The organism is Romboutsia sp. Marseille-P6047 (assembly GCF_900604535.1).
Lineage (GTDB): Bacteria > Bacillota > Clostridia > Peptostreptococcales > Peptostreptococcaceae > Romboutsia_E.
The window spans coordinates 1-11,741 of sequence record NZ_UWOT01000025.1 but is presented as its reverse complement, the minus strand read 5'-3'; the positions used below and the strand labels follow the sequence as shown (position 1 = coordinate 11,741).

At 31.0% G+C, this 11,741-nt stretch carries 8 protein-coding genes and 2 rRNA genes; all 10 read left to right on the top strand.

All coding sequences use genetic code 11. The annotated features are described in order from the left end of the window. Window positions 1–90 precede the first annotated feature (90 nt). Window positions 91–2,349, top strand: a complete 2,259-nt coding sequence (locus tag EIH23_RS15745) for a glycogen/starch/alpha-glucan phosphorylase (protein ID WP_122641368.1) — start codon at window positions 91–93, stop codon at window positions 2,347–2,349. 215 nt (window positions 2,350–2,564) lie between these two features. Then, window positions 2,565–3,425, top strand: coding sequence for an ABC transporter substrate-binding protein (locus tag EIH23_RS17055; protein WP_330566318.1), 861 nt, complete (start codon window positions 2,565–2,567; stop codon window positions 3,423–3,425). 54 nt (window positions 3,426–3,479) lie between these two features. Next, the gene (locus EIH23_RS17050) at window positions 3,480–3,908 is read left to right on the top strand and encodes a hypothetical protein (RefSeq protein WP_330566317.1); all 429 of its coding nucleotides are present in this window, start codon (window positions 3,480–3,482) and stop codon (window positions 3,906–3,908) included. Window positions 3,909–4,098: 190 nt separating this feature from the next. Beyond that, window positions 4,099–4,944: a carbohydrate ABC transporter permease gene (locus EIH23_RS15735; protein ID WP_122641367.1), complete on the top strand. Its 846-nt coding sequence runs from the start codon at window positions 4,099–4,101 to the stop codon at window positions 4,942–4,944. Further along, window positions 4,944–5,834 carry a carbohydrate ABC transporter permease gene (locus EIH23_RS15730; protein WP_122641366.1) on the top strand — a complete coding sequence of 297 codons (891 nt, stop codon included), beginning with the start codon at window positions 4,944–4,946 and terminating at the stop codon, window positions 5,832–5,834. The genes EIH23_RS15735 and EIH23_RS15730 overlap by 1 nt, the downstream gene beginning before the upstream one ends. Before the next feature lie 23 nt (window positions 5,835–5,857). Then, window positions 5,858–7,336 (top strand): 4-alpha-glucanotransferase, encoded by a 1,479-nt coding sequence (gene malQ, locus EIH23_RS15725; protein ID WP_122641365.1) that lies wholly within the window; start codon window positions 5,858–5,860, stop codon window positions 7,334–7,336. Window positions 7,337–7,408: 72 nt separating this feature from the next. Continuing rightward, complete coding sequence (locus EIH23_RS15720; RefSeq protein ID WP_122641364.1) at window positions 7,409–8,437, top strand: LacI family DNA-binding transcriptional regulator; 1,029 nt, start codon at window positions 7,409–7,411, stop codon at window positions 8,435–8,437. Window positions 8,438–8,482: 45 nt separating this feature from the next. Continuing rightward, a complete protein-coding gene (locus EIH23_RS15715) occupies window positions 8,483–9,109 on the top strand; it encodes a YesL family protein (RefSeq protein ID WP_122641363.1) in 627 nt (208 codons plus the stop codon). Between the two features lie 490 nt (window positions 9,110–9,599). Beyond that, window positions 9,600–11,103: ribosomal RNA gene (locus EIH23_RS15710) — 16S ribosomal RNA — on the top strand. Between the two features lie 146 nt (window positions 11,104–11,249). Then, window positions 11,250–11,741, top strand: a 23S ribosomal RNA gene (locus EIH23_RS15705); the annotation flags it as partial.

Genomic DNA, 11,741 nt, shown 5'->3' with positions numbered 1-11,741 from the left:
TACTTACCTTGAGTAAATTAATATAATATTTTCGGAAACGATTCCGGAAATATATATAATTATTTCAGTCAAATCAAAGGGGGATTACTTGTGAATTTATCTCAAATATTAGAATATAATGCTATGAAAAAACTTTCAGAATGTACAAATGAAGAGATTTATTTTGCAATTTTAAAGACTATTAAAAAATTAAGTGAAGAAAAAGTAAATATAAGCAAATCAAAAAAGAAGTTATATTACATATCAGCAGAGTTTTTAATTGGAAAGTTATTATCTAATAACTTAATAAATTTAGGAATATATGATAAGGTTAAAAAAATATTACTGGATAATGGTAAAAGCTTATCGAAAATAGAAGAGATTGAGATTGAGCCTTCATTGGGTAATGGTGGACTTGGAAGATTAGCTGCATGTTTTCTTGATTCAATATCAACTTTAGGTATTCCAGGAGATGGGATAGGTTTAAATTATCATTTTGGATTATTTAAGCAAATATTTAAAAATAATCTACAAATAGAAGAGAAAAATGAGTGGATTCATAGCATAGGATGGTTAAATAAAACTGATATTACTTATGATATTAAATTTAATGGTTTTAAATTAACTTCAAGAATGTATGATATTAATATTATAGGGTATAACAATATAACTAATAAACTTCATTTATTCGATGTAGAAACAGTAAATGAAGATATAGTAAAGCATGGTATAGATTTTAATAAAAAAGATATTAAAGAAAATCTTACTTTATTTTTATATCCAGATGATAGTGATGTGGAAGGGCGTCTTCTTAGAATTTATCAACAATATTTTATGGTGAGTAATGCTGCAAGATATATACTAGATGAATCTATTGATAGAGGTAGTAATTTATATGACTTATATGATTATGCAGTAATACAAATTAATGATACACATCCAACTATGATTATACCTGAGCTAATTCGCTTATTAGTGGAAAAAGGTTTAGAAATTATTGATGCTATAGAAGTTGTTTCAAAAACATGTGCATATACTAACCATACTATTTTAGCAGAAGCCCTTGAAACATGGCCTGTTGATTATATTGAAAAAGTTGCTCCTCAGATTATGCCAATAATAAAGGAATTAGATAAAATTATAAAAAACAAGTATAAAGATGAATCTGTTTATATTATAGATGAAAATAATATAATTCATATGGCTAATATAGATATACATTATAGTTTTAGTGTAAATGGTGTTGCATCTCTTCATACGGATATACTAAAGAATAATGAATTAAATAATTTTTATAAAATTTATCCAGAAAAATTTAATAATAAGACAAACGGAATAACATTTAGAAGATGGTTAATGCATTGTAATCCACTATTGACCAATTTAATAGAAAATTTAATAGGAGATGGATTTAAAGAAGATGCTGAAAAATTACAAGATCTAATACAATATATAGATAATAAAGAAGTACTAAATAATATATTAGATGTAAAAAGAGAAAATAAAATACAACTTAAAAATTATATAAGAGAGACTCAAAATATTGATTTAGATGAAAATTCTATTTTTGATATACAAATAAAAAGATTACATGAATATAAAAGGCAACAAATGAATGCACTATATATAATTTATAAGTATTTAAAAATAAAAAATGGTATTATACCAAAAACACCTATAACCGTTATATTTGGAGCTAAAGCTGCACCAGCTTATATAATTGCAAAGGATATAATACACTTAATATTATGTTTACAAGAACTTATAAACAATGATAATGATGTAAATAAATATCTAAAAGTTGTAATGATTGAAAATTATAATGTAACAGCTGCAGAAAAACTAATACCAGCATGTGACGTATCAGAACAAATATCATTAGCATCAAAGGAAGCAAGTGGTACTGGAAATATGAAATTTATGTTAAATGGAGCATTAACTTTAGGAACAGAAGATGGTGCTAATGTAGAAATACATAATCTTGTGGGTGATGACAATATCTTTATATTTGGAGAGAAAAGCGACAAAGTAATAGAAATATATAAAGAAGGAAAATATGATCCAATTGATTTTTATGTGAAAGATAAAGAAATAAAAGAAGTAGTAGACTTTATTGTTAGCGATAAATTAATGGAAGTAGGGAATCAAGAAAATCTTATAAGATTATATAAAGAAATAATAAGGAAAGATTGGTTCATGACATTATTAGACTTTAAAGAATATTGTAGAATGAAAGATAAGGTATTTAATGAGTATGAGGATAGAGAAAAATGGGCTAAAAGAATGTTGATTAATATAAGTAAAGCTGGTTATTTTTCATCTGATAGAACTATAGAACAATATAATAAAGATATTTGGAAACTAATATAGATATATATGTCTAAACAGAGATTATTTGATAATATTATGTTTTTATTAAAATTTTTAATAAAGTTAAATAATTTATTGATTTTAATAATACCTGGTGCTACTATCTAATTAAGAGTGGAAAACGTTTCTGAAGCTTCGGAAACGTTTCCGAAAACTTAATTATAAATTTATAATAAGTTTAATTAAATTTAAAATTTAATTGGGGGAGAGTTATTATGGTGAAATTAAAAAAAGTTGTATCAATAGCACTATCAGTAATTATGTCAACTGTAGTATTGACAGGTTGTACATCATCATCTGATAATAAAGCATCAGATGATGGTAAAGGTTCAGTTTACTACTTGAATTTTAAGCCAGAATCAGAGTCTCAATGGAAAAAAATAGCTGAAGATTATGAGAAAGAAACTGGAGTAAATGTTAAGATAGTTACAGCAGCTAGTGGTACTTATGAACAAACTCTTAAGTCTGAGGTGGAAAAAAAAGATGCACCTACATTATTTCAAATAAATGGCCCAGTTGGATATGAATCATGGAAAGAATATTGTGCGGATTTAAAGGATACAGAACTTTATAGTCATCTTTTAAATCAAGATATGGCTATTAAAGATGGAGACGGAGTATATGGTATACCTTATGTTGAAGAAGGTTATGGAATAATTTATAATCAAGCAATAATGGATAAATATTTTGCATTAGATGCTGCAAAAGCTAAATCAATAGATGAAATAAATAACTTTGATAAATTAAAAGAAGTTGCAGAAGATATGCAATCTAAGAAAGATGAACTAGGAATAGACGGTGTATTTGCTTCTACATCTTTAACTCCAGGTGAAGACTGGAGATGGCAAACTCATTTAGCAAATCTTCCGATATATTATGAATATAAAGATAAAGATGTAAAAAATTTAGATGAAATTGATTTTACTTATTCAGATAACTTTAAAAACATATTTGATTTATACATAAATAACTCAACTTGTGAGCCAACTTTATTGGGAAGTAAAACAGTCTCAGATTCAATGGCAGAATTTGCTTTAGGCAAAGCTGCTATGGTTCAAAATGGAAACTGGGGATGATCACAAATAGCTGAAGTTGATGGAAATACAGTTAAAGAAGAATATGTTAAGTTTATGCCTATATATACAGGAGTTGAAGTTGAAGAAAAACAAGGTCTTTGTATAGGAACTGAGAACTACTTCTCTATAAATAGTAAAGCATCAGAAGCAGATCAAAAAGCATCTATAGAATTTGTTGAGTGGCTATTTACTTCTGAAACAGGTAAAAATCATGTAACAAATGAATTAGGATTTATAGCTCCATTTGATACTTTTGAAGATTCTGAAACACCTCAAGATCCATTAGCGAAAGAAGTTATAAGATACTTAAGTAATGATGATTTATATAATGTAGACTGGAACTTTACTACATTTCCAAGTCAAACATTTAAAGATGATTTTGGGGCAGCATTACTTGAATACTGTAATGGAAACATGAAGTGGGAAGATGTTAAAAAATTAGTTATAGATGAATGGGCAAGTGAAAAAGAAGCATCTAAATAAAAGTAGAGTATAAAAATATATTTAATTATTATTTTGAAATTAAATAGAAAAAGCTTATCCAATAAAAAGAATATATAACATTAAACTAAATTTTATGTAAATGTCATATAACTATTTATGGTTTAAGCTTTTTCTTTAAAAATAATTTATTAAGAATATAGAATTTATACTTAATAATAGGGGGGATAGTATGCAAAAGGCATTAAAAAAATATTTTCCAATCTTTCTACTTCCAACACTAATAGCATTTTCTATTGCGTTTATGATTCCTTTCATAACAGGTTTATACCTATCTTTTTGTAATTTTACTACAATAAGTGATGCAAAGTTTGTAGGGATAGATAATTATATAAAAGCATTTTCATCAGGGCAAGGATTTGTAGAATCTTTTGGATTTACCACAATATTTACAATTATATCTATAGTAACAGTAAATGTATTGGCATTTACATTAGCATATTTATTAACTAGAAAAATAAGAGCAACTAATTTTTTTAGAACTGTATTTTTTATGCCTAATTTAATAGGTGGAATAGTTCTTGGATATACTTGGCAATCCATGATAAATGCATTTTTATCTAGCTATGGAACGACACTTGTAGCTAATCAAAAATTCGGTTTTATAGGATTACTTATACTAATGAATTGGCAAATGATAGGATACATGATGATTATTTATATAGCTGGTCTTCAAAGTGTACCATCAGAATTAATTGAATCTGCTAGAATTGATGGAGCAACGAAGTGGCAAACTTTAAGAAATGTAACAATTCCAATGGTAATGCCATCAATTACTATATGTACTTTTCTAACGTTATCAAATAGTTTTAAGTTATATGATCAAAATTTAGCATTAACTAATGGAGCTCCGATGCATAAAACCGAGATGTTAGCTCTTAATATAGTTAATAGCTTCTATGGTAGAAATAACTATGAAGGTGTTGGTCAAGCGAAAGCGGTTATATTCTTTGTAATAGTAGCTGTTATTGCACTTAGTCAGCTATATTTTACTAGAAAGAGGGAGGTAGAGCAATAATGCAAGAAGCTTTAATTAAAAATAAAAACACTAAAAATAAAAGAACTTCATCAAGTAAGAAAAATATTAGCAATAATATCATATTTTTAGTACTTTGTGTATTAGTTGTAGTTTTTTTAGCTCCTATACTATTTATTATAATAAATTCATTTAAAGGAAAATTTTTTATAAGTGACAATCCTTTTTCTTTACCTACAAAAGAGACATTTGTTGGCATTACTAATTATATAAACGGATTAGAAAAGACTGGCTTTTTAGGTGCTATGGGCTGGTCTTTCTTTATAACAACAATGTCAGTAATCGTAATAATATTATTTACTTCCATGACAGCATATTACATAACTAGAGTTAAAAGTAAGATTAATAGTATTATATATTACTTATTTGTTTTTTCAATGATAGTTCCATTTCAAATGGTAATGTTTCCTATGGTGAAATTAGCTGATACTTTACATCTAGCAAATCCGATAGGTATGGTATTACTTTATTTAGGGTTTGGATCAGGTTTATCTGTATTTATGTTTAGTGGTTTTGTGAAATCTATTCCACTGGAAATTGAAGAAGCAGCTACAATAGATGGTTGTAATCCATTACAAACTTATTTTAAGATAGTTCTTCCTATATTAAAGCCAACCACAATAACTGTAGCAATATTGAATGCAATGTGGATATGGAATGATTACTTATTACCATATTTAGTTATAGGTCTATCAACTAAATATAAAACTATACCAGTAGTAATTCAGATGCTAGTAGGATCAAATGGGAATAGAGATATGGGAGCTATGATGGCAATGCTAGTATTGGCAATTATTCCGATTATAATATTCTATTTACTATGTCAAAAACACATAATAGAAGGTGTTGTTGCAGGTGCTGTAAAAGGCTAATGATATAAGTAGGAGGAAAAATTATGAGAAGAAGTGGTATGTTATTACCTATTGCAAGTTTACCATCTAAGTATGGTATAGGTAGTTTTTCAAAAGAAGCTTATGAATTTATAGATATATTAGAAAGTTCTGGTCAAAGTATATGGCAGATACTACCTTTAGGACCAACAGGATATGGAGATTCTCCATATCAATCTTTTTCTACATTTGCAGGAAATCCATACTTTATAGATTTAGATGAATTAGTGAGAGAAGGTCTAATAACAGAAGAAGAATGTAGTATATATGATTGGGGAAGTAGTGATGAACATATAGATTATGAAAAGATATATTTATATAGGTTTGAAATACTAAAAAAAGCTTATAAGCGTAGTAAAATATATAATAGTAAAAGATTTATAGCGTATTGCAATAAAAATAAATGGTGGCTTCATGATTATGCACTATATATGTCTATAAAAGATTTTTTTGGTGGAAAGTCATGGATAGAATGGGATGTTGATATAAGATTAAGAAAAGAGGCTGCTTTACATGAGTATGAAGAAAAATTATCAGATGATATTATATTCTATAAATATTTACAATATTTATTTTCAAAGCAGTGGAATAAATTAAAATCCTATGCCAATAAAAAAAACATATTAATAGTAGGGGATATTCCGATCTATGTAGCATTAGATAGTTCTGATACATGGGCAAATCCGGATTTATTTCAACTAGATAAAGAGTGTATACCTATTGCTGTGGCAGGATGCCCACCAGATGGATTTTCTGAAACCGGACAATTGTGGGGAAATCCATTATATTATTGGGAATATCATAAAAATACAGATTATGAGTGGTGGATAAAAAGAATAGAATATTCTTTTAAGTTGTATGATATTGTAAGGATAGACCATTTCAGAGGATTTGATGAATATTACTCTATACCTTATGGAGAGCTTACAGCTATAAATGGATCTTGGGAAAGGGGACCAGGAATGGAACTGTTTAATAGTATAAGAGAAAAGTTAGGAGATGTAGATATTATTGCTGAAGATCTAGGTTTTTTAACTGATAGCGTAAGGAAGCTCTTAAATGACACAGGATATCCGGGAATGAAAGTTTTACAGTTCGCTTTTGACTCAAGAGAAGAGAGTGACTATTTACCTCATAATTATAATAATAATTGTGTTGTCTATACAGGTACTCATGATAATAATACAACTATTGGGTGGTACAAAGAAATTAATAAGAAAGATAAAAATATGTGTATCAATTATATGAATAATAAATATAGTAAAGAAAATGAAATACACTGGGATTTTATATGCTTAGCTATGAGAAGTGTAGCGGATACTTGTATAATACCCGTTCAAGACTATTTGGGTTTAGGAGAAGAAGGTAGAATAAATATACCATCAACTTTAGGGAATAATTGGACCTGGAGAATGAAGAAAAATAGTCTATCTAAAAAAACTATAAAGAGAATAAAGATGTTAACTAAATTATATGGAAGATAATAGCTTTGAATATAGCTTATATGATATTATAATAAGATAATTAAAATACAGAGTTGAAGGGATGTGGTTAATATGAAGTCAGCCACAATAAAAGACATAGCTAAAAAGTGTGGAGTAGGAGTTAGTACCGTTTCAAGAGCAATTAACAATCACCCTGAAATAAGTGAAGAAACTAGAAATATGATAATGGAAGTTATAAAAGAGAGTAATTTTATTCCAAATAATAGTGCTAGAAACTTAAAACTTTCAGATACGAAAACGATAGCAGTATTAATAAAAGGTATAGACAACCCATTCTTTCAAAATATGATAAAAGTATTTGAGGAAGAAATACAAAAGAGGAAGTATACCTTTATATTACATAGAGTTGATTCAAATCAAGATGAGGTAGAAGTTGCATTACAATTAATAAAAGAGAAGAGGTTAAAAGGGATAGTTTTTTTAGGTGGGTCTTTCTCTCACCAAGAGGATAAATTACAAGAAATAAAAATACCATTCGTATTAAGTACAATAGCTATAGCTGAAGGTGTTGATAAAACATTATACTCATCAGTATCTGTTGATGATATAAATGAGAGCAAGAAGATAGTTGATTTTTTATGTGAAAATGGACATGAGAAAATAGCTATTTTAGCATATGATAGTGGTGATAGAAGTATAAGTAGACTTCGTGTAAAAGGTTATTGTGAAGCTTTAAATAATAGAAATATACCAATAAATGAAAACTTAATAAGATATACACATGATAATATAAATGCTTACACCATGGAAAATGGTTATAATTTAATGAAGGATCTATTAGAAGCGGAAGAAGATTTTACTGCTATTTATGCAATATCAGATAGTATGGCAGTTGGTGCATGTAAAGCTATATTAGAATATGGTAAAAAAATTCCTGATGATTATTCAGTTGTTGGATTTGATGGATTAGATATCTCTTATTACTATAACCCATCAATAACTACTATACGACAACCTGTTGAGAAGATGGCTAAAGAAACTACAAATATATTATTCAATTTAATCAATAAAAAAAGTAAAACTCAACATAAGATATTTGAAGGAGAGTTAATAATTAGAGATTCTACATCTAAACTATAACTAAGTATTTAATAAAATTAATAAAATAATAAGGGAAATAGATTTATGATAAATTTATTTAGGTATGATAATAAGTTTTTTGAAGCTTTAGAAAAGGTTACAAATATAATTACGCTAAATTTTTTGTGTATATTATTTAGTATACCAATAATAACTATAGGGGCATCAATAACCTCTACATATTATGTTGCTATGAAAATAGTAAGAAATGAAGAAGGCTATATTTTTAAGATGTTTATAAAAAGTTTCAAAGAAAATTTTAAGGTTAGTACTGTGGTATGGATAAGTATAATGGTGATTGGATTGATATTAATTTTAGATTTTCGTATATCTAATATGATATCTAATTCAGTTATTAGTAATGTATTTAAATTTATACTTATGGTAGCTAGTACAATAACTATATTTAATTTTACATATATTTTTCCTATTATATCTAAATTTGAGAATAGTATAAAAAACACTATAATAAATGCTGTTTTTATGTCAGTACAAAACTTACCATATACAATTATAATGGTATTGTTAAATTTGATACCTATAATATCTATACTATTTTTTAGAAATTATTTAGGATATATAGTATTTTTTTATTTAGTAATTGGGTACGCTGTTGTATCATGTATAAACTCTTTATTATTAAATAATATATTTAATAAGTATATAAATTAATAAATAGAAAACAAAAAAAGTATAGAAGATCTATGCTTTTTTATTTTTATTAGTTAGTAGAGATTACCTATAAAAATATATTTGAAAATAATTATAAATAATAGAACTATAAATAGTGTTAATAAATTGTGGATAAAAAACTTTATATAAGGTTATAACTGATATGGATGATGTTTATAATGTTAATAAGTGTAAACTAAGTTGTGAACTATTTTTTATAAAAAAATTAGTTAGAAAAATAATTAAAAAAGTGTTGACTAATAAAGAATGTGGTGGTAAAGTATTACTTGTCCGAGAGATACGGACGGAAAATAAAACGAAAGAAAATGTTGACAAGATTGAAATAACTTGTTAAGATGAATAAGTCGAAACAATGAACTTTGAAAATTAAACAGTAGGTTAATTTATATAACTAATTCTTATTTAAGAATTAAACACAAACAACCAAGCCAGATATTCAGATAATGATTAGCTGAGCGATGGACAACTTTTATTTGAGAGTTTGATCCTGGCTCAGGATGAACGCTGGCGGCGTGCCTAACACATGCAAGTCGAGCGAACTTCTTCGGAAGTGAGCGGCGGACGGGTGAGTAACGCGTGGGTAACCTGCCCTATACACACGGATAACGTACCGAAAGGTACGCTAATACGAGATAACATATTTTTATCGCATGGTAGAAATATCAAAGCTCCGGCGGTATAGGATGGACCCGCGTCTGATTAGCTAGTTGGTAAGGTAACGGCTTACCAAGGCGACGATCAGTAGCCGACCTGAGAGGGTGATCGGCCACATTGGAACTGAGACACGGTCCAAACTCCTACGGGAGGCAGCAGTGGGGAATATTGCACAATGGGCGAAAGCCTGATGCAGCAACGCCGCGTGAGCGATGAAGGCCTTCGGGTCGTAAAGCTCTGTCCTCAAGGAAGATAATGACGGTACTTGAGGAGGAAGCCCCGGCTAACTACGTGCCAGCAGCCGCGGTAATACGTAGGGGGCTAGCGTTATCCGGAATTACTGGGCGTAAAGGGTGCGTAGGTGGTTTCTTAAGTCAGAGGTGAAAGGCTACGGCTCAACCGTAGTAAGCCTTTGAAACTGGGAAACTTGAGTGCAGGAGAGGAGAGTAGAATTCCTAGTGTAGCGGTGAAATGCGTAGATATTAGGAGGAATACCAGTTGCGAAGGCGGCTCTCTGGACTGTAACTGACACTGAGGCACGAAAGCGTGGGGAGCAAACAGGATTAGATACCCTGGTAGTCCACGCCGTAAACGATGAGTACTAGCTGTCGGAGGTTACCCCCTTCGGTGGCGCAGCTAACGCATTAAGTACTCCGCCTGGGAAGTACGCTCGCAAGAGTGAAACTCAAAGGAATTGACGGGGACCCGCACAAGTAGCGGAGCATGTGGTTTAATTCGAAGCAACGCGAAGAACCTTACCTAAGCTTGACATCCTTTTGACCTCTCCCTAATCGGAGATTTCCCTTCGGGGACAGAAGTGACAGGTGGTGCATGGTTGTCGTCAGCTCGTGTCGTGAGATGTTGGGTTAAGTCCCGCAACGAGCGCAACCCTTGCCTTTAGTTGCCAGCATTAAGTTGGGCACTCTAGAGGGACTGCCAGGGATAACCTGGAGGAAGGTGGGGATGACGTCAAATCATCATGCCCCTTATGCTTAGGGCTACACACGTGCTACAATGGGTGGTACAGAGGGCAGCCAAGTCGTGAGGCGGAGCTAATCCCTTAAAGCCATTCTCAGTTCGGATTGTAGGCTGAAACTCGCCTACATGAAGCTGGAGTTACTAGTAATCGCAGATCAGAATGCTGCGGTGAATGCGTTCCCGGGTCTTGTACACACCGCCCGTCACACCATGGGAGTTGGGGGCGCCCGAAGCCGGTTAGCTAACCTTTTAGGAAGCGGCCGTCGAAGGTGAAACCAATAACTGGGGTGAAGTCGTAACAAGGTAGCCGTATCGGAAGGTGCGGCTGGATCACCTCCTTTCTAAGGAGAATTACCTACTGTTTAATTTTGAGGGTTTATTCCTCAGAATTGTTAGTACTTTGAAAACTGCATAACATTTAGTGATATGACATCATTTAATTATATATAGACAAGAAAAGTCTTTAAAATTACAAACTTTAATAACTGGTCAAGTTATTAAGGGTGCAGGGCGGATGCCTTGGCACTAGGAGCCGATGAAGGACGTGATAAGCTGCGATAAGCTTCGGGGAGTTGCACGTAAACTTTGATCCGAAGATTTCCGAATGAGGAAACTCACTTAGAGTAATGTCTAAGTATCGTTAAGTGAATACATAGCTTAGCGAGGGGAACCCGGGGAACTGAAACATCTAAGTACCTGGAGGAAGAGAAAGAAAAATCGATTCCGTAAGTAGCGGCGAGCGAACGCGGAACAGGCCAAACCAATAAAGCTTGCTTTGTTGGGGTTGCGGACACGTCATAAACGAAGAGGTATCGTAAGTGAAGAGAGTTGGAAAGCTCCGCTATAAAGGGTAATAGCCCCGTAGCTGAAACGAGAAGACTTTAGATGTGATCCAGAGTACCACGGGACACGTGAAACCCTGTGGGAAGCAGGAGGGACCATCCTCCAAGCCTAAATACTACCTAGTGACCGATAGCGC

Bases quoted from the DNA above. Each gene is read 5' to 3' on its own strand.
- EIH23_RS17055 (WP_330566318.1), top strand. From the start codon at position 2,565: ATGGTGAAATTAAAAAAAGTTGTATCAATAGCACTATCAGTAATTATG.
- EIH23_RS17050 (WP_330566317.1), top strand. From the start codon at position 3,480: ATGCCTATATATACAGGAGTTGAAGTTGAAGAAAAACAAGGTCTTTGT.
- EIH23_RS15735 (WP_122641367.1), top strand. From the start codon at position 4,099: ATGCAAAAGGCATTAAAAAAATATTTTCCAATCTTTCTACTTCCAACA.
- EIH23_RS15730 (WP_122641366.1), top strand. From the start codon at position 4,944: ATGCAAGAAGCTTTAATTAAAAATAAAAACACTAAAAATAAAAGAACT.
- malQ (WP_122641365.1), top strand. From the start codon at position 5,858: ATGAGAAGAAGTGGTATGTTATTACCTATTGCAAGTTTACCATCTAAG.
- EIH23_RS15720 (WP_122641364.1), top strand. From the start codon at position 7,409: ATGAAGTCAGCCACAATAAAAGACATAGCTAAAAAGTGTGGAGTAGGA.
- EIH23_RS15715 (WP_122641363.1), top strand. From the start codon at position 8,483: ATGATAAATTTATTTAGGTATGATAATAAGTTTTTTGAAGCTTTAGAA.